The sequence below is a fragment of the Myxococcales bacterium genome, from assembly GCA_016716835.1.
GTDB lineage: Bacteria > Myxococcota_A > Polyangia > Haliangiales > Haliangiaceae > JADJUW01.
In genome coordinates this window covers 354,055-372,867 of sequence record JADJUW010000002.1, presented here as the reverse complement: position 1 = coordinate 372,867, position 18,813 = coordinate 354,055, and the positions used below count along the sequence as shown (strand labels likewise).

Genomic DNA, 18,813 nt, shown 5'->3' with positions numbered 1-18,813 from the left:
ACAATCGCGACAAAAAATTGTGAACAATGGCTTTGGCGATCGCGTGTTAGGTTGGGCGCATGAAGCCACAACCTAGCAACCTGCCGCGACGTCGCTTTCTCAAACACACCGCGCTTGGCGTGATCGGCACGTGGGTTGGCGGTCGGCTTATCGCCTGCGACATGAGCCCGCAGGGCGCCATACCCGACGCCGTGGATGCCCCACCCGATGGCCTGCCACCAACCTGCGGTGAGCTCACGGAGCCCAATATCGAAGGCCCCTTCTTTTTGCCAGACTCGCCGCTGCGGTCGGTGTTAGTTGATGAGGGGACCACGGGCACGCGCATCGTCATCAGCGGCCGCGTAGTTTCGTCAACCACCTGCGAGCCGATTGAGGGTGCGGTGTTAGATTTTTGGAGCGCCGACCACGCGGGGGCATACGACAACGTGGGCTTTGAGTTGCGCGGCCACCAATTTACCGGCGCCGAAGGCGACTATCACCTCACCTCCGTGCTGCCTGGTCACTACCTCAACGGCGCGCAATATCGGCCTGCGCACGTCCACGTCAAGGTGGCCGCCCCTGGGCACAAGTTATTGACCACCCAGTTGTACTTTGCGGGCGATCCGTTCAACGACGTCGACGCCTTCATTAGGCCGTCGTTGATTATGACCACCACCGACGTCGAGGGTGCCAAGCACGCCACGTTCCACTTTGTGCTGCAGCCCCTGTAAGGCGCCCGCATCTCTGCTGGGCACCAACGTCGCCAGGCTGGGGCCAAACGACCTCAGCAATCGGCAATTCCTAGGGCTCGTGCCGCAATTTGACGTGGTCCGCAATTTGCACTTTGCAGCCATATCATGTCGTTGCCCACGTCTTGCTTGCTGCGTGCGAGGTCACTCGTGCTCGTCGTGGCGGTGAGCACGGCACTCGCGCAATCCTCAGCGGCAAGTTCGAAGCCGGGACTTGCCGCTCACGGCCCACGTGGGCCAGGCGTCGGGGCAGCGCGCAAAAGTAGCGGCCCAGGCCCACTGAGGGGCAAGAAACTAGTGCGAACAAGCCACCGCCTCGCAAGTGTATCCGGGCGCCAGCGCAGCCGGCCATGGCATGGGTTTGATTCGCTGCGGCTCTCGGGTGGCCAGGGGCAACCGCAAGCCAGGGAGCTAACCGTCTATCTCCCCAAGGGCTATGGCGACGATCCAAATCGCACCTATCCCGTGCTCTATATGCAAGATGGCCAAAACGCCTTTGAGTATGGCCCCGCTGGGTTTGGCGATGGTTGGGACATCGCGACCTCGATGGAAAAAGAGGTGGCCGAGGGCCGCGCCGAGCCGGCGATCATCGTCGCCATCTTCAATGACGCCGTCGATCGGATCGGCGAGTACGCCACGATCTCGCGCGACGTGACAATGGGCGGCACGTCAATGCACGTCAAGGGCCGTGCCGATGCGTACATCGACTATGTCGCCGATGTCGTACGCCCTCAAATTGAGGCGCGCTACCTGACGCGAACGGGCCGTGGTTCAACCGCGCTGGGTGGGGCTTCCATGGGCGGCCTGGTGTCAATCCACGGCGCGCTGCGGCGGCCCGACGTTTTTGGCAAAGTGTTGGCGAGCTCGCCTTCTCTTTGGTTTGACAAGGGCATCATCGATCGCGCAGCGGCCAGCGACGCGCCGCTTGATCTTTATCTAGACAACGGTGGGGTTGGAGCCGAGGGCGACAATGCCCCACATGTCGACCGCTTGCGCGACGCGATGCAGAAGCGGCGCGCCGCCACAGGCAAGGGCAACGTCTGGCATAGCTTTGATGCCAACGCCGGCCACACCGAGGCGGCGTGGCGTGAACGCTTTCCGGGTGCCTTCAGCGCGCTCTTTGCGCGGTGATCGAGCGCACACTAACGCTCGCTGGGGGTGTCGAGCGCGCGTGGAGCCGTGTATTCTTTTTCATGGAGGATTTCATGAGGCTTACCAAATCGTTCATCGGTCTCGGTTTATTTGCGCTTAGCCTGGGCGGTTGCGGTGGCGAAGACAACGCTCCGACTGAATCCCAACAAGCTCGTCTGGCGCGCTATCGCGCCGCGCTGCCATCGGCCGCGACGCTGCAGGCCGCCGTACCCGAGGCATCTGCAAGTAATGTGTTAGGCGATCCAGCGGAAGCCCCCCTCGCCATCGTCCCTATTATTCACGACGTCAATGGCGCGGTCGTCGATTTGCTGACCGTCATCGAAACGGTGACCAGCCAGCCGCCGACGGTTTACAGCGAGCTGTCGAGCGAATTTTTCTGGGGCCTGTTTCCCAACGATGATGGCGTGGGCCACATCGGCATCTATGTGCGGGAGAACCCACCGGGTTCAGATTTTCAATACAGCTACGCCATCGGCCGCGCCCCAGAAAACGCCATCGCTGGCTTCGAGCCCATCGTGTGGGGCGGCTCCAATCCCGATGCTGACAATCCCGACTTCGGCTCGGGCGCCATCCTGTGGGATTTTGAGGCCAACCACTTTTTTGAGGTTGCGCACAACGACAACTATGACGAGCAGGCCGGCACGCGCGGGCGTTTTGTCAGCGTCTTTGGCCGCGGCCCCGACGAGGCCGATGCCAGCAAGACGGTGACGTTGGTCTACGCGGCCTTCGCAAACTTCCAAGACCACGGCGAGCCGCCCGTAGATGCCGAGTACCTCTACGGCCAAGTCGACGACGGCACGAACGACCTGCGCTTCGTCGACATTATTGGCGAGCAAGACTTTGCCGATGGCGAGACCGAGGCACCGGAAACCATGTCGCTGCACGCGGCCTTTCTCAACAGCGGCGTCGGTCGCGCCGAGAACACCTATTCCGGCGAGGCCATCGCCGACGACGAGACGGCGGCGTCAACCGAGTGCTGGGATGCCGCGCTCGATCGCACCTACTATAGCTGGACGCTGGGCGAGCAGACGGGCGGCGAAGGCGAGGAGTCTGCGTGCGGCGCGATCTTCTCGCAGTCGCTCACCGCGCTCGGGGTGCCTTCGCTCGCGAACGTGCCCGACTACCAGCGCGCGCTATTGACCGAACTCGCCGAGACCGGCATCCCCACGAACTAGGGGCCGGCGCGCGAGGCCTCACGGCCTATTTCAAGCGCGTATGCAGCAGCTTGACCAGCGCGTTCATGGCGTCGATCGCGGTGAAGATGCCAACCACCTTGTGGTTCTGCATGATGACCGCCGAGCCCGCTTTGCGCGCCGCCATCTCGCCCACGACGTCGTCGATGGGCGCGTCCGGCCCAACCGTTAATACGTCCTGTGTCATGGCGTCCTCGACCCGGACCGTCTTGGGATCGACGCCGCGCAGGGCCTCGATGAGCGCGACGTCGCGATCAGAAATGACGCCAACTAGCGAATTGCCCTCCAGGACCGGGAGGTGGCGGATTTGGTGCTCGCGCATCATGCCGTGCGCCATCGCGAGCGGTTGGTCCTTGCCAATGGTGTGTGGCGAGGTCGTCATGAAACTTGAAATGGTTGGAATGCCTTTGCTCATGGTGGGCAACTATGCACATTGCGTGCCGCGACAATCCAGGTGTAAGGCGGCCGAGATCGAGATCAATGCGCAATTCTTGCGGCGTCTAGCGCGCATGGTGCACGGGTTGCGGCAGGCCCTGCATTTGCTGGTGTCGTGCCCCGGGCCAAGTAGGCAGGTGGTGATACGCTGAACTGATGGGCACGTTCACGCCACCTAGCAGCGAAATCTTTGTTTACACCTATCGCGAGGGCGTGCTTGCGGCTGTGGCGCACGATTTGCGCCTCCGCTTCAGCACATTCTCAATCCAAGAAGATGACCACGAACACGTGATCGTTGCCACGATAGAGGCAACGTCGCTAAAGGTGGTGTGCGCGCGGCAAAACGGTCAAGACGCGCCGCAGGTACTGACCGACAGCAACAAACACGATATCGAAAAAAATATCCAGACCTCGGTGCTGCGCGGAGCCAAACACCCGACGATTTCGGTATCGCTGACGGTGCGCGAGCTAGGTGCCTGCCTGGCGAGCGTCGAGCTCTGCGGCGTTCGCCGCGACATCCCGGTGCAAATCGCCCTCGACGGCACCACGCGCGTTGCGCGGGCCCGCTTGCACCAGCCTGATTTTGGGGTCAAACCCTACTCCGCCATGCTCGGCGCGCTGCGGGTTAAGCCCGACGTCGATATCGAAGTCCGGCTGCCGGCGTAGGGACGCACCTCAGGCTCCCAGCACGCCGCGGCGCTGTTGGTCGCGCTCCATCGAGCGAAACAGCGCGCCAAAATTGCCTTCGCCAAACGAGAGATGGTTCTTGCGCTGAATAATCTCGATGAAGATGGGCCCGACGACGGGCTTGGTGAAAATCTGCAGCAGATAACCGTCGTCGTCGCCGTCGACGAGCACGGCACGCTTGGCAATTTCGTCGCGATCCTCGGTGACGCCCGGCACCCGTTGCCAGATCTCGCGATAGTACTGCTCGTCGATATCCAGGAAGTCGATCCGCGAGCCCTGCAACGCCCGCAGCGACGCTAGGATGTCCCCGGTCAAAAATGCCAGGTGCTGGATGCCTGGGCCCTTGTACTCGTCGATGTATTCCTGGATCTGGCTGGTCGGCTCGGTAGCCTCGTTGATCGGACTGCAAAACGTGCCGCATGGTGAGCGTAGCGCGTACGACACCAGGCCGGTCTTGGCGCCGCGAATGTCGAAATAGCGGACCTCGGTGAAGCCAAACACATCTTTATAGAAATTGGCCCACTGCGCCATGGTGCCCTTGACCACGTTATTGGTCAGATGATCGATGGTGAGAAACCCCTTGTCGGGCACGAGATCGGGCTTGTCGAGGGCGATGAAGCCCATCGACTCATAGAGCCGGCCGTCGCTCCAACGATCGATCAGGTAGATCAGGCTACCGCCGATGCCGCTTAGCGCCGGCAGCGAGACGCCGTAGCGCGCATAGTCGACGTGCGCGGCGGCCTGGGCGCCACGCGTCGTGCCCGCGTGCAGCGCGCCTTCGGCGTGTTGCGTGCGCCAGCCCATCGCGCAGATCGAGGGCCCGTGCAGGCGCGCAAAGCCGGCGCCGACGCTGGCGGGCTCGCGGTTGAGCAAGAAGTGGATATCGTTTTGCACGTAGAGGTCCACCGCACGGTCGCCATGACGGGCGATGCGCGAGAAGCCAAAGTCTAAGAACAGCGCATGCAGCGCGTCCGGATCGGGGCTGGCGAATTCGACGAATTCGATGCCTTGCAGCGCTAAGGGGTTAGGCGTGGGATTGCTTGGGGTTGTGGTCATGGTGGCGTTCCTTGGGATGCGAATTACTTCTGCCAGCTTTGCCAGTAGTCGGCGATCTCGACCTGCGCGCTGGCCTTGGTCGCGCGCAGCGGGCGCTTGGTGTCGATCATGATGGCGACTTCTTCGGTACGTGTCGCGGCGGCCGCGCGCTGCGCCGCCCCGCCTTGCGGCCCGTGGTGGATGCCCTGCGGGTGAAACGTCAGCATGCCGGGGGTGATGCCCTGGCGCGAAAAGAACTCGCCCGCGTGATAAAACAGCACCTCGTCGAAATCGATATTGGAGTGGTAAAATGGGACCTTCATCGCGGCGGCATCCCCATTTTCGAGCGGCCGCGGCAGAAACGAGCACACGACGAAATTGTGCGCGACAAACGTGCAATGCGCGGTCGGCGGCAGGTGATAGCGATCGCTCGAAACCGGGCGGATGTCGCGCACGTTGAGCTGCAGCGGCGCCAGCGTGCCCTTCCAACCCACGACGTCGAGCGGGCAGTAAGGATAGTACACCCGCGTCAGCTCGCCTTCGCGCTGGATGCGCACCTCCCATTCGCCGCGCGCATCGGCGGTCAGCGACGAGGCCTCGTTTGGCGTCGGCACCCGCAGCACCGCCGGATCAAACAGCGCATGCTGGCCGAGCATGCCCTTGTCAGGAAACGCCACCTCGCTGGCCGACTCGATGACGAGCAGCGACGTCGCGCTGGTTGGATGCAGGCGATGCGTCGTGCCGCGCGGAATGAGCAGGTAGTCGCCGGCCTCGTAGGCTAGGGGCCCAAAGTCGGTCTCGAGGCGGCCGGCGCCTTGGTGAACAAAGAGCAATTCGTCGCTGTCGGCGTTGCGAAAGTAATAGGGCATCGGCGCGTCCAGGCGTGCCATGTGCAGCCGCACGTCGTCGTTTTCGAGCATGCTCATTCGTGCCGCGAGGTACTCGCCAGGCACGGGCGCCTCACCTAGCTCGCTGGCGCGATAGGCGCGCGGCCGCAACGGGCCCTCGATGCGCGACCAGCCGACGGGGGCATGCGTGCGGTACAGGTGCGCATAGCGGCCAAAAAAGCCGTTGCGCGCAAACTCTTCCTCGACGGTGCCGTCCGGAATGCCTACGTGGGCCTGCGCCGCCACCTTGCCGCGAATGTATGGAATTTGCATGGCGTATTCATAGCGCGACGAGTTAGTCAATAAAAGACAGTACAACTGTCAGAAAATGTCAAAATATTGCACAATGTTACATATGCCGATCACGCTCGAACAAGCGCGCGCCTTTGACGCCCTAGCCACCGGCGGCACCTTTGAGGCCGCGGCGCAGGCGCTACAAAAGGGTCATACCGCGGTGGTCTACGCCATCAAGACCCTGGAGGCCGATCTCGCGCTGGCGCTGCTCGACCGCCGCGGTTATCGCACGCGCCTCACCCCCGCTGGCGAACAGGTCTTGGTGCTGGCGCGCAGCCTGCTCGCCGCCGAGCGCGACTTTGAGACGGCGTGTGCCGAGCTGCGCACCGGGTGGGAGCCGCGGGTGCGCCTGGTGTTTGACGGCATCTTTCCCGCCGATCCTATTTTGCGCGTCGTCCACCACCTAGCGAAGGCCAAGGCCAAGACGCGGATCGATGTCTCGACCGCCTTCCTCGGCGGCGTCGAAGCCGCCTTTTTGGCATCCAACGCGGACATGATGATTTCCGTGTTGCCCCCAACCACCGCGGGGCTACGCATGGTGGCGCTGGCGCCAATTCGCGCACTGCTCGTGGCCCACAAATCGCATCCTTTGTGCCATGGCGGCCGTGGGGCTAGCGCCGCCACCTTCACGGACGAGGTCCTGCTTACGGTGCGTGGCTCCGATCCGCGCCTCGGCCTGAGCACGTCACAATTGACCTCAACGTTTTCAGTTGAACTCAGCGATTTCGCCGCCAAGAAGACGGCGATCATGTCAAAGCTTGGGTTTGGCTGGTTGCCCGAGCACCTGATTTCGAAAGAGCTTGCCGCCGGGGTGTTGCGGGAGGTGCGTTGGGCCGGCACCAGCGCGCATGAGTTTTCGCCGCGGCTCTACGTCCGGTCCGCGCCGAAGCTCGGCCGCGCCGGGCAGCTCTTTGTCGATCGCCTCGTCGGGGGGTAGGCAATTTGCGCCTGCCGCGCGTCGCTACCGCGCGACGGGAAACTTCGCGAGCTTGTATTGCAAGGTGCGGCGCTGCAAGCCGAGCACTCGCGCCGCGCGCGAAATATTGCCACCGCATTCATGCAGCACGCGCTCGATGTGCTCCCATTCGATCTTGGCGAGCGATGGCGTCTCGAACGCCTGCGCCGTCTCCTCCAGCGCCGGCGGCTCGGCGGCAAAGGCGCCAAGTATTTGCTCGGTGTGGCTTGGCTTCTGCAAGTATTCCGTGGCGCCGTGGCGCATCGCATCGACCGCGGTGGCGATGCTGCCATAGCCGGTGAGCACCACGATATCGATCGTCGGCTGCAATTCCTTGAGCGCGCGCACCGTCGCCAGGCCATTTTTACCTGGCATCTTAAGATCGACGATGGCGCGATCAAAGGCGAGGTGATCGGCCACGGCAAGGGCTTCGGCGTGGCAACCAACCGCCGTGACCTCATTGCCGCGATCGGTGAGCGCCTTGGCTAGGCGGGTGCGAAAGCGCTCATCGTCGTCGACCAATAGATAATGCCGCGAAAGCTCGGTCATGCACGCCTCACGCAAACGTTAGCACGACCTCGGTGCCCTGCCCCGGCGTCGAATGAATTGCCAAGTGGCCGCCGAGCGTTTCCATCGTCGACTTGGCGAGAAACAGCCCAAGGCCCATGCCCTTGCCCGGCTCCTTGGTCGTAAAAAATGGCTCACCGAGCCGCTGCAAGAAGGCTGGCGTCATGCCCTCGCCGCGATCGCGCACGGCGATCGTCGTGCCAGCTGAGCCTGCCGCGGCTGGCGCGATGGTCACTTCGACCTGCCCTGTCTCGGGCGAGGCGTCGAGCGCATTTTTGACGATGGCCGCCACCGTGGTGTGCACCAGCGCCGCCGGCGCATGCAGCGCGATCGGCTCGGCACGCCACGCGATGCGCGCCCACTCGCCGCCCAAGCGCGACCTTAGGTTGCGTTCGAGGTCGGCGGCTGAGATGGCGACCGCCTCCTCTCCCTCGCGGCTGCGCGGCGCTAGCTGGGCAATAATCTGTTGGCAGCGTTCAACCTCGGCGAGGATAAGATCAAGATCGGCCGTGTCTTGGCTTACGTCAGGGGTGGCACCGCTGCGCTGCCGCTTGGCCAAATCCCGCATTTCATAGGCGGCCACCGCGATGGTGCCCAGCGGTGTCGATAGCTCGTGCGCCGCACCCGCTGCCAGCGTGGTGAGCGAGGCCAGCCGCGCGTTGCGCGCCGCGGTCTCGCGCAGCTCGGCAATTTGCTCGCGCTGCGCCTGCAGGGTGGCCGCAATGCGCGACACAAAATAGCCGGTGATGAGCGCGGCCAGGGTAAACGCCAGCCACATGCCCTGGAGATGCTTGTTCTCAAATAAGCTCGCCTTGGGGTCGTGCACGTGCACCTGCCCGACGTCGACGAGAAAGAGCAGCGCGAAGAGCACGACCGACACCGCCGCCATCGCCAACGTCTGGCGCGAGGTGAGGACCACGGCGGCCAACGCGATATGCACGAGATAGAGCACCGAGAAAGGATTCGAGGCGCCGCCCGTAACCGCGAGGCAAGCCGTGCGCAGCAGCATGTCGAGCACGAGCGCAGCGGCGATCATGTAGGAGGTGTGCTGGCGCGACAGCGTGATGCCACGGCGACGTGGCAGCCATCCCAGCGCCAGGTTCGACGCCACGCCGAGCCCGATGATTACCGCGATGAGCCACCACCGCAACGCTTGGCCTTCAGACTTGGCGAAGCCCGCGCAAACGCCGAGGCCACCCAGGCTAATCCAACGCAAGCGCACCACCCACCGCAGCGAGCTATCGACCATGGTGGCGCTCATCGTGCGCCGACTATGGCCGCGGCGGCGCCAACCGTCAATGGGGCGCGTTTCGTAGAGCCGTTTTGTGACACGGCGTTACAATTTTGCGATGGTGCCGTGGTGGACGGGTACAGCGTAGACACCATTTTTCGAGTTCGCCTTCGCCACCGACCGGGCGAGCTCGCGCGGCTGATGACGACGATTGCCGAGCATGGGGGCCTGCTCGGCGAAATCTCCACCAATCAAATTGGTGAGGTGTTTACGGTGCGCGACATTACCATCGAGACCGAAAACGATGCCCACACCGAGCGCGTCGCGCAGGCCGTGCGGCAGCTTGAAGGCGTCGAACTCATTCATATGCTTGATCAAGTGTTCGCCTGCCACCAAGGGGGCAAGCTGCATTCCACGAGTCGCGTTGCCTTGCGCGAGCTCAGCGATTTGAGGCACATCTATACCCCGGGCGTCGCACGCGTCGCCAAGGCGATCGAAAAAGATCCGCAGCTCGCATGGACGCTCACCGGCGTCGGCAATTCGGTGGGCATCTTTACCAACGGGACGCGCGTGCTGGGCCTGGGTGATATCGGCGCGTTGGCCAGCCTGCCGGTAATGGAAGGCAAGGCGGTGCTTTACGATCAGCTGGCGAAGATCAGCGCCACGCCCATCCTCGTGGATACGCGTGATCCGGATGAATTTGTCGAAACCGTGATGCGGCTGGCCCCTGGCTTTGGCGCCATCCACCTCGAAGACATCCGCACGCCCGATTGCTTCTATATCGAAGAACAGTTGCAAGCACGCCTGCAGAAGCCGGTGCTGCACGACGACCAACACGGCACCGCCACCGCCGCGCTCGCCGCCATCATCAACGTCTGCCGGCTGACCGGGCGAGATCTAACCAAGGCCCGCATCGGCCAACTTGGCCTTGGCGCGGCGGGCAGCTCGATCGCGAGGCTGGCGTTGGCGTACGGCGTCGAGGAGGTGCTGGTCAGCGATGTCTCGGCGCAGGCCGTGGCCCGCCTAACCGCGCATGGCGCGCGCCCCACCGATCTGACGACGCTGATGCGCGAGTCCGACATTGTCATTGCGACCACAGGCCGCGCCGGCCTCATCTCGCCGGCCATGATCCGCCAAGGCCATGTCATCTTCGCGCTGTCCAATCCCGAACCCGAAATTTCGCCGGATGCGGCGCGCGCGGCGGGCGCGGCGTTTGCCATCGATGGCCGATCGATCAACAACGCCCTCGCCTTTCCTGGGCTGTTTAAGGGCGCGCTCGAGGTCCGTAGTCGCGCCATCACCATCGAAATGCTCATCGATGCCGCCGAGGTCATCGCGCGCATGGCCGAGCCGGGCGAGGTGGTGCCAAGCCCGCTCAACCAACAAGTACATGAAGCGGTGCGCCAAGCGACGGTGGCGCGTGCACGTCGGCTCGGGCTTGAAAACACCGCGCGCGCGTGAGAAACCGCAAAAGGAGAACGTAATTGATCGAGAGCGACGATGACTCAGAACAACCAGACCATGAATGGTCCTATGACGCGCCAACGTCGCCAGGCCACGAGCCGTCGTCTTCGCCAACGCCGCGTCAAGTTGCCAGCGCGCTGCGCAGCGGCCTGCGTCCGGCCGAGCGTGCCTTTGATCAATTCTTACCTGCCGAGCTGAGAGTGGTTTCGGGCCAACACTGGACCCCGCTCGCGGTGGCCTTGCGCGTTGCCCAGTGGCTCGACGCCTACGAAATTACGTCGGTCGTCGATATCGGCGCCGGCGCCGGAAAATTTTGCGTGGCGGCGGCGTTAGCCAGCAAGGCGCACTTTATCGGCGTCGAGCAGCGTCGCCATTTCGTAGCTGCTGCGAACACGCTGGCAGGACAATTTAACCTTGGCGATCGCTGCCGCTTTGTCGTCGGCACGCTGGGTGCCGGTGAGTTGCCTGCCGCCGAAGCCTACTATTTGTACAATCCGTTTGGCGAGAACTTGTTTGGTCCAGACGCCCACATCGACGACGCGGTCGAGCTGAGCAATGCTCGCTTTGAGCGGGATGTCGCGCATGCGCGCAAGTTCTTCGCGCACGCCCCCGCCGGCACCTACGTCATCGAATACAACGGCTTTGGTGGCGAGTTGCCGGACGGCTACCAAGAGCTACTCATTGACTGGAAGCTACCCAATGTGCTGCGTTTGTCGCGCAAGGTGGCGTAGCGCTAGTTTGGCGCCGTGACGCCGCCCCAGCGCACCATGAGTGCCGGCACAACGATCATGTTAAGCACCGTCGAGGTGGCTAGGCCGGTTAAGATGACCAAGGCCATCGGCGCCTGGATTTCGCTCCCCGGTTCGCCGAGCGCCAGCGCGAGCGGCAACAGCCCGAGCGCGGCGGTGAGCGCGGTCATGAGAATCGGCGCCAAGCGTTCGCGGGCCGCGCGCTCCATCGCGGCCGCCAGCGCCAGGCCTTCGAGCTCAAGATCGCGCAGACGGGTTGCGAGCAAGATGCCATTGCGCATCGCGATGCCAAATAGCGTGATAAAGCCAATGGTGCTGGCGACCGACAAGATGCCGCCGCCGAGATAGACGCCGATGACGCCTCCGGCGAGCGCCAGCGGCAGGTTGACCAGCACGATCAAGGTGCGGCGCACGCTGCGCAGCGTGGTACCGACGATGAGGGCGATCCCAACGATCGCTAGCAGACCAAATAGCAACAGGCGGCGGCTGGTCGCCTCTTGCCGTTCAAATTGCCCGGCGTAGGCGAGGCGCACGCCGGCGGGCAACGTCAGCTGCTTGCTCAAGGACGCACGCACGTCGTCGTAGGCGCTGCCCATGTCGCGGCCTTGGATGTTGGCGGTGACCACGACGCGGCGCTCGACATTTTCGCGCAGCACATAGTTCGGGCCCGTCGCCTGGCGCACCGTGGCCAGCGCGGCCAGCGGCACCACGGCGCCCGATGGCGTTGGGATGCCGGCGCGCCGCACGGCTTCAATATCTTTGAGCGACGCGGCCGCATGCTTGACCACGACCTCGGTGGTGGTGCCATCTTCATAGATATGGCCCGGCGTCGCGCCCCACAACGCGGTGCCGATGGCGCTTGCGGCTTCACCGGCAGAAAAGCCGTAATTGGCCGCGCTCTGCGCGTCGACGCGCACGACGACCTGCGGAATCTCGACCACCTGTTCGACATTGACGTCGACCAAGCCAGGCACGGCGCTCGCCAGGGTTTTGACCTCGTCGGCGACGCGGCGCAGCTCGCCTAAGTTTTCCCCAAACACCTTGATCGACAGCGCCGAGCGCTGACCCGAAATCATGTGCTCGATGCGATGCGAGATGGGCTGACCGATCTCAAATTGCGCGCCGGGCACCGCTTTTAGGCGCTGCCGCACATCGGCGAAGACCTGCGCCTTGCTACGCGGATCATCGGCCTTTAGCCTCACCTCGATTTCGCTGGTCTCGACACCGAGCACGTGCTCGTCTTTTTCGGCGCGGCCCGTGCGGCGGCCCACCGCGAGCACCGCCGGATCGCGCATCAGCTCGCGCTCGGCCATGGTGGCGAGCGCGTCGCTTTCGGCAAGTGAGGTGCCGGGGGCTAGCACCATATTTATGGTCAGGCTACCCTCGTTAAACTCGGGCAAGAAGGCGCGGCCGACGCCGAGCAAGCCGAGCGCCCCGACGACGACCAGTGCGCCGGCGCCGGCGGCAATACGGCGCGGATGGCGCAGGCTGCGCTGCAACCACGGCTCATAGCGACCCGACAGCCATTGCATAAACGGCGGCTCCTGGGCGCCGCGCCGCGCCATCGCCTGCGGCAGCAAAAACGAGCACAGCACCGGCGTCACGGTTACCGCGACAATAAGCGAGGCAAATATCGCCACGAGATACGAGACCGCGAGCGGGCGAATGAGGCGACCCTCGAGCCCATCGAGGAACAGCAACGGCACGAACACCAACATGATGACGTAGGTCGCGCTAACGATCGACGAGCGAATCTCGACCGACGCCGCGAGCACGGTATCGACCACGCTGGCGCGAGCCTCCACCGCCTGCGCCGCGCGCTCGCGCAGGCGACGCATGACGTTTTCGACGTCGACGATGGCGTCGTCGACCAGCTCGCCGATTGCGATCGCCAGGCCGCCGAGCGTCATGGTGTCGATGCGCATCCCGAGCAGATCTAGCACCAGGGTCGCCGTAACCAACGAGATCGGGATCGCGACGATGCTGATGATCGTGGGTCGCAAGCTCCACAAGAAGAGGAGCAGCACCACGACCACCAGCACCCCGCCATCGCGGAGGTGGGTTATGAGGTTGTCGATCGCGGTGTCGATAAAATCTTGTTGGCGAAACAAATCGCGTTGCAGCTGCACGCCGCGCGGCGCGAGGTCGGTCGCGAGCTGCGCCAGCGCGGCATCGACGCGCGCCGTCGTCGACACGGTGTCGGCGTCGGGCTGCTTGACGATGCTAAGGATCACCGCCGGCTTGGCGTTATAGCTGGCGGCGCCGCGCGCCACCGCGGGCGCAATTTGGACGTCGGCGACGTCGCGCACGCGCACCGGCGTGCCATCGCGCATGGCGACGACGATGGCCTCGAGGTCGGCGGTGCCTTCCGCGCGCCCCAGGACGCGCACCACCGACTCCTGGCCGCGATCCACCACGTAGCCGCCTGGCGCGTTGGCGCTGCCGCGCTCGACCGCTTCTACCACGTCGTGCGAGGTCAGGCGATAACGCTCGCTGCGGTGCGGATCGATGACGATCTGATATTGTTTTTCGTCGCCGCCGATCGCGACCACCTGCGACACGCCCTCCACGGCGAGCAAGCGGCGCCGCACCTCGACATCTGCCACCCGCCGCAAATCCATTGGCGACAGCGCGTCGCTGCGCAATGCGATAAAGGCGATCTCACCCATGACCGATGACGCCGGTGCCAGCAGCGGGGCGCTGGCCTCGGGCGGCAACATGCCGGCGAGCGTTTGCAGGCGCTCGGTGACGCGTTGCCGCGCCAGCGTGGCCCCGCTGCTCCAATCAAATTCCACCCACACCAGCGAGATGCCCGGCGCCGACGCCGAGCGCACGCGGCGCACGCCGGCCGAGCCATTGACCGCGGTCTCGATGGGAAACGTCACCAGGCGTTCGATTTCTTCGGCGGCGAGGCCCGAGGCCTCGGTCACCACGGTGACGCGCGGCGCGGTCAGATCAGGAAAGACATCGACCGGCATGTGCGCGGCGCGATAGATGCCAAACACGAGCAACGCCGAGGCGATGCCGAGCACCAACCAGCGATGGCGAAGGGATTGTTTAAGCAGCGACTCGATCATTAGTGAATATGTCCATGGGCTTCCGTGGTGGGCGCGCGCGCCGCGAGGCGCACCACGTTGGCGCCGCGGGTGACGACGCGCTCGCCATCAACGAGGCCTTGCGAGATGCCGATGCGGTCGCCCATGCGCGCGCTGGTCTTGACCACACGCGCCTCAAAATGTTCGCCGTCGACCTGCACGTAAACCACCTCGCGACCCTCGTCTTCGACGATCGCCGTCGTCGGCACCACGACACCGACAAATTCGTCGCCCGCGGGCACGCTAACGCGCACCAGGCCGCCCACGCGCAATTGGCTGGCAGGTCGCGTCAAGGCATAGATGACGTCGACGGTGCGCGAGACCTGATCGACCGTGCGGCCAATCGCCACCAGCGAGGCGCCCGCAGCCTTGTCGGTGATGGCAATCGGCAAAAAGCCATCGAGTCCCGCGATCTGATACGCGGCGTCCCGATCGGCGCGCAGCCGCGCCGCGTCTTGCTCGGGCACCCGCGCCGAGATCCATAGCTCGCGGGTGTCGACGACGCGAAATAGCAAGGTGCCTGGCGCTACGGTCGCGCCTGGCGTAGCGGCGACTTCGACTAGCGTGCCGCTAATCGGCGAAACCAAGCGCCACGAGCCCGCACCTGCCCCGCCGGTCGCGCCGACGAAGAGCTGCTGCGCGCCACGCGCCGCGCGCGCCGCTTCCTCGGCAACGCCAACCTCGCGCCGCGCGTCTTCGACGTCGCGCTGCGAGATGGCTTGATCTTTAATGAGGCGCTCGGCGCGTTCGGCCGCGGCTCGTGCCCGCGCCAAGCGCGCATCGGCCTCGGAAACGGCTAGGCTCGCGCGCGCCGCCTCTTCTGGCGACGACGGCGCGGGCGCCAGCGTCGCGAGCAATTGGCCCTTGCGCACCTCGATGCCAGGGCGCGGCAGCCCTTGTGGCGGCGCGATCACGCGGCCAGTGATCGGTGCCCCAATATCGGCGCTGCCTCCCGGAGGCGTGCCGACCGTGCCCGCGACCTCGATCGCCGGCACCAGCGCGCCCTTGCGCGCAAATGCCGTCGCAAACGGCAGGCCCCATTGCTGTTCCTTGAGTAGTTCGATGGAGGCGTCCTCTTCGGGTGCCGCTGGCGCCGCCGTTACCCCCTTGGCGTCGGCCGCGACCACCACCTCGAGCCCGTCGATGACATCGACGACGCTGCCGCTCACCACCAGGCGACCGCGATAGGTGCCGGCTTGCGGCGGCGTAAACACCAGCTCATAGATGCCGGGCCGTAACGGCGCCTTGGCGCTCGCCGTCAGCGGCGAAGCGTTGGCATTAGCGTCGCCGCCTGCGTTTACACGCGTTAGCTCCAGCACCACCTCGGCTTGCTCAAGCGCGCGAAAATCTTCGAGCACGGTAAGATGGGTCAGCAGCTTGAGTTCGACGCCAGCGATGGCGGTGGGATGTTCGGCAAATAGTTCGAGCCGCTCGCTCCAGCGCGTGATGCGCACGACGGGACCATCGCCGTGGCCGTGCCCTTCCTCGTGATGGTCGTGGCCCTTGGGATGATCGTCGGCGTGATCGTGGCCTGACCCGTGGCCCTTGCAGCCTGCGGCGAGCGCCGCGACGACCGCGATGGATAGCGCAGACGTTGTTAGTTGCATATTCATTCGAATTCCCCCTGCGCCGCACGCAGCACCAATTCTGCTTGTTTTGCCTCGAGCTCCAGCGCCAATACGCGCCGCGCCACCGCGGTGCGCGCTCGTTGCGCATCGACTAATTCGACGACGGAGCGATCGCCTTCGCGATACCCAGCCAGCGCCGCTCGCTCGAGCAATTCAACGCGCGCGCTCGTCGCCTCGCGAAAGCGCGCTAACTCGGCGACCGCCGCCGCAAGCGCCTCGCGCGCCACGGTGAGCCGCAACTGCGTGTCGCGCTCGCCGAGGCGCAACGCCGCCGTTGCCTGTTGCTGCGCGGCGCGCGCGGCGGTGACCGAGTCTTGCCCGCGATCAAACACCGGCAAGGAAAGCGATACGCCCGCGACATAGCCGTCGCGCGTCGTCTCGGTGATTTCGCGACGCAGCCCTCCCGCCACCGTGAGCGTCGGCAGCCACGCCCATCGCGCCGCCGACGTCGCGCGATGCGCCTGCGCCTCGGCCTGCGCAAGCAGCCGCAGCGAGGTGCGCGCTTGGGGCGCTGCGGCCATAGCAGCCGCCGCGGTCGCTGGTGACGACACGCTCAACTCGCCGCGCAAGGTCATGGTCGCGACGTCCGCGCCAATCAAGCCAGCCAACCGCGCGTGTGCGATCCGCGCCGCAGCCGTCGCCTGCGCCAGCTCGCTGCGCGACATTTCTGTCTCCACCTCAAGCCGCGTGCGCTCGTACCCCGAGGTCGTGCCCTCATCGTGGCGACGGCCGACAATGCGCGCCGCTTCTTGCAGGCGCGTCGCCGCGTCGGCCAAGATCTCAGCCTCACGGGTTGCCGCGAGCGCGGCATAAAACGCCAACAGCGCGCGCTCAGCGACGTCGCCTTGCCCCTGCGCCGCATGCGCCCGCGCACCTGCGGTGGCCACGCGCGCCAACGCCTGCGCCGCCGGGCGCCTACCAAACAGCTCGATCGGCACCGCGAGCTGCAACGACGTTTCCGTTGTCGCGCTCATCGCGCCGACGCTTGGCAAATGCTCACGTTCCCAGCTAACCGTGGGATTCGCATGCATCCCTCCCCGCCGCTCCTCGGCCAGCGCCAACGAGGTTTCGGCGTGCAGCGCCAAGATTTCCGGGTCGCGCGCCACGGCTAACGCCAGCACGTCGGCCTCGGTCAGCGGCCGCTTGTCATCGGCCTGCGCGGCGAGGCCAAGCAAGCAACTCGCGACAAACATGAGGCTTCGCACGCCGATTAAAATCCGACCACCAATCGGTGTTTTGCGGTCTATTGTTGCCATCATAAATGTTTTCACTGGTTCCACGTTTATTAGTCGACGAGCAGGCCGAGCACCATCTCGACGCCGTGATGCACGGCATCTGCGGTCAGGCCAAGCAGCAGCACAAGCCCGAGCAGGCCAACCAACAACGCCGCGGGCCGCGGTCGATCGAATCGCGGCTGAGCGTCGAGCAACGCGTGCACGCGCGCCTCCACATCGCCTACCCCAAAAGACATCGCGACACCAAGCGGCACGAGCTGCGCGCGCGTCATCGCAACCAGCGCGGCGGCCACATCAACCCGGCTACCAACATCGGCGGCGGCTTCGGCATCGGCCGCAAGCTCGTGCGCGCGCGAAACTTGCTGCTCAAGCCATGACGCGAGGCCTGGGAGATGAAATGCCAACGCCATGCCCGCCAAGGCGCGGCGTAGTAGATCGCGGCGGCGAATGTGCGCCCGTTCGTGCGCCAGGGCGGCCATCGAGTGTTTTCGATGCGGATCGGCCAACAGGCCCTCGGTGACAAATATTAGTGGATGCCCCACGCCGATTACGAACGCCTGCGGTGCGGCTAAGGGCAAGACATGCGCGCCGAGGGTGGCTTCGTAGCGCGCCGAGGCGAGCAGGTTGCGTCGCGCCACGCGTGCGACGTACGCGCCACGCACAAGCCGCGCCAGCCGCAGGCCGAGGCGCAAAGCGAGCGTGCCAGCGAGCAGCGCGACGGCAAGCGCCGGCGCCTCGCTGACGTGATGCGCGGTGCAGATGTGGGGATGTGCGTGCGTGGTGCCAACAGGTTCGCAATGATCAGCGACGAGACCAAACGACGGCGCAAGCGCAGCGATCATGGCAGCCACGCTTACGAGCAGCGGCAACACCGCAGCGCCAAACAAGACCCGTGCATTTGCCGCCGGGGTCAGTCTGGACATCGCGCGCCGCGCAGCCAACAGCGCCACGCCGACGATGGCTGAGGTAACAAATGCGATCGCCCCGCCCGCCGCGATGCATAGCATCACCAGGCTGAGGGTCACTTACCACCCCGCTGGCCGCGCTGGCCACGCTCGTCGCGCTTTTCCGCGATCAGCGCCTCGAGCCGATCGAGCGCCGCCTCGTCGACGTCGCCAACTAAATCAACGAACGCCGCGAGCATCCCGCTACCAGCGAGCGCCTTGATGCCGCCGGCCGCCGTCACCAACTTCCTCGCCGCGAACTCGTCTCGCCCAACGGCCGGCTCATAGCGATACGCATGCGATACTTTATGTCGCGCGATCAAGCGCTTTTTGTAGAGGCGCTCGAGCGCCGAGCCAATGGTGTTGGGCGTGATACCGCGGCGTTTGCCGATGGCCGCGTGCGCCTGGGTTACGTCGCACGCGCCGGCGTTCCACAGCAGCTCGAGCAGCGCCAGCTCGAGTTCGCCAAGAGGCGGCAAAGGTGCCTGGCGGGTTGGCATGGTGGCAAGCTAGCGGGCAAAACTCCGGGCGTCA

17 protein-coding genes are annotated in these 18,813 nt (G+C 64.9%); 7 read left to right on the top strand and 10 right to left on the bottom strand.

What is annotated here, in order from left to right:
• Positions 1 to 59 precede the first annotated feature (59 nt).
• The 3 genes from IPL79_16495 to IPL79_16485 all read left to right on the top strand — a co-directional run bounded on the left by IPL79_16495 (position 60) and on the right by IPL79_16485 (position 3,055).
• A complete protein-coding gene (locus tag IPL79_16495) occupies positions 60 to 710 on the top strand; it encodes a dioxygenase (GenBank protein MBK9072578.1) in 651 nt (216 codons plus the stop codon).
• Positions 711 to 1,025: 315 nt separating this feature from the next.
• Positions 1,026 to 1,859, top strand: coding sequence for an alpha/beta hydrolase (locus tag IPL79_16490; protein MBK9072577.1), 834 nt, complete (start codon positions 1,026 to 1,028; stop codon positions 1,857 to 1,859).
• Positions 1,860 to 1,933: 74 nt separating this feature from the next.
• A complete protein-coding gene (locus IPL79_16485; GenBank protein ID MBK9072576.1) occupies positions 1,934 to 3,055 on the top strand; it encodes a hypothetical protein in 1,122 nt (373 codons plus the stop codon).
• Positions 3,056 to 3,080: 25 nt separating this feature from the next.
• On the opposite strand, the gene IPL79_16480 is transcribed toward IPL79_16485, so the two are convergent.
• A complete protein-coding gene (locus IPL79_16480) occupies positions 3,081 to 3,455 on the bottom strand; it encodes a CBS domain-containing protein (GenBank protein MBK9072575.1) in 375 nt (124 codons plus the stop codon).
• Between the two features lie 209 nt (positions 3,456 to 3,664).
• Here IPL79_16480 and IPL79_16475 point away from each other — a divergent pair, with 209 nt between their 5' ends.
• A complete protein-coding gene (locus tag IPL79_16475) occupies positions 3,665 to 4,174 on the top strand; it encodes a YceI family protein (protein MBK9072574.1) in 510 nt (169 codons plus the stop codon).
• Positions 4,175 to 4,183: 9 nt separating this feature from the next.
• Here the strand turns inward: IPL79_16475 and hppD are convergent, their stop codons facing one another.
• Together hppD and IPL79_16465 are read right to left on the bottom strand one after the other, a co-directional pair.
• Positions 4,184 to 5,251, bottom strand: a complete 1,068-nt coding sequence (hppD, locus tag IPL79_16470; protein ID MBK9072573.1) for a 4-hydroxyphenylpyruvate dioxygenase — start codon at positions 5,249 to 5,251, stop codon at positions 4,184 to 4,186.
• Positions 5,252 to 5,274: 23 nt separating this feature from the next.
• Complete coding sequence (locus IPL79_16465; protein ID MBK9072572.1) at positions 5,275 to 6,390, bottom strand: homogentisate 1,2-dioxygenase; 1,116 nt, start codon at positions 6,388 to 6,390, stop codon at positions 5,275 to 5,277.
• A gap of 73 nt (positions 6,391 to 6,463) precedes the next feature.
• On the opposite strand from IPL79_16465, the gene IPL79_16460 reads away from it, so the two are divergent.
• Positions 6,464 to 7,348 carry a LysR family transcriptional regulator gene (locus IPL79_16460; GenBank protein MBK9072571.1) on the top strand — a complete coding sequence of 295 codons (885 nt, stop codon included), beginning with the start codon at positions 6,464 to 6,466 and terminating at the stop codon, positions 7,346 to 7,348.
• Between the two features lie 24 nt (positions 7,349 to 7,372).
• Here IPL79_16460 and IPL79_16455 read toward each other — a convergent pair whose 3' ends face one another.
• Together IPL79_16455 and IPL79_16450 are read right to left on the bottom strand one after the other, a co-directional pair.
• The gene (locus IPL79_16455) at positions 7,373 to 7,915 is read right to left on the bottom strand and encodes a response regulator (GenBank protein ID MBK9072570.1); all 543 of its coding nucleotides are present in this window, start codon (positions 7,913 to 7,915) and stop codon (positions 7,373 to 7,375) included.
• 7 nt (positions 7,916 to 7,922) lie between these two features.
• Positions 7,923 to 9,194 (bottom strand): HAMP domain-containing histidine kinase, encoded by a 1,272-nt coding sequence (locus tag IPL79_16450; GenBank protein ID MBK9072569.1) that lies wholly within the window; start codon positions 9,192 to 9,194, stop codon positions 7,923 to 7,925.
• Positions 9,195 to 9,206: 12 nt separating this feature from the next.
• Here IPL79_16450 and IPL79_16445 point away from each other — a divergent pair, with 12 nt between their 5' ends.
• Both IPL79_16445 and IPL79_16440 read left to right on the top strand, forming a co-directional pair.
• Positions 9,207 to 10,625 carry an NAD-dependent malic enzyme gene (locus IPL79_16445; protein ID MBK9072568.1) on the top strand — a complete coding sequence of 473 codons (1,419 nt, stop codon included), beginning with the start codon at positions 9,207 to 9,209 and terminating at the stop codon, positions 10,623 to 10,625.
• A gap of 23 nt (positions 10,626 to 10,648) precedes the next feature.
• Complete coding sequence (locus tag IPL79_16440; GenBank protein ID MBK9072567.1) at positions 10,649 to 11,359, top strand: hypothetical protein; 711 nt, start codon at positions 10,649 to 10,651, stop codon at positions 11,357 to 11,359.
• A gap of 2 nt (positions 11,360 to 11,361) precedes the next feature.
• Here IPL79_16440 and IPL79_16435 read toward each other — a convergent pair whose 3' ends face one another.
• The 5 genes from IPL79_16435 to IPL79_16415 all read right to left on the bottom strand — a co-directional run bounded on the left by IPL79_16435 (position 11,362) and on the right by IPL79_16415 (position 18,779).
• Positions 11,362 to 14,454 (bottom strand): efflux RND transporter permease subunit, encoded by a 3,093-nt coding sequence (locus IPL79_16435; protein MBK9072566.1) that lies wholly within the window; start codon positions 14,452 to 14,454, stop codon positions 11,362 to 11,364.
• On the bottom strand, positions 14,454 to 16,079 hold the full coding sequence (locus tag IPL79_16430; protein ID MBK9072565.1) for an efflux RND transporter periplasmic adaptor subunit: 1,626 nt from the start codon (positions 16,077 to 16,079) through the stop codon (positions 14,454 to 14,456). Before IPL79_16430 ends, IPL79_16435 begins: the two co-directional genes overlap by 1 nt.
• A gap of 2 nt (positions 16,080 to 16,081) precedes the next feature.
• Positions 16,082 to 17,305: a TolC family protein gene (locus tag IPL79_16425; GenBank protein MBK9072564.1), complete on the bottom strand. Its 1,224-nt coding sequence runs from the start codon at positions 17,303 to 17,305 to the stop codon at positions 16,082 to 16,084.
• An 80-nt stretch (positions 17,306 to 17,385) separates the two neighbouring features.
• Positions 17,386 to 18,360: a M48 family metalloprotease gene (locus IPL79_16420; protein MBK9072563.1), complete on the bottom strand. Its 975-nt coding sequence runs from the start codon at positions 18,358 to 18,360 to the stop codon at positions 17,386 to 17,388.
• Positions 18,357 to 18,779 carry a BlaI/MecI/CopY family transcriptional regulator gene (locus IPL79_16415; protein ID MBK9072562.1) on the bottom strand — a complete coding sequence of 141 codons (423 nt, stop codon included), beginning with the start codon at positions 18,777 to 18,779 and terminating at the stop codon, positions 18,357 to 18,359. The genes IPL79_16420 and IPL79_16415 overlap by 4 nt, the downstream gene beginning before the upstream one ends.
• Positions 18,780 to 18,813 lie beyond the last annotated feature (34 nt).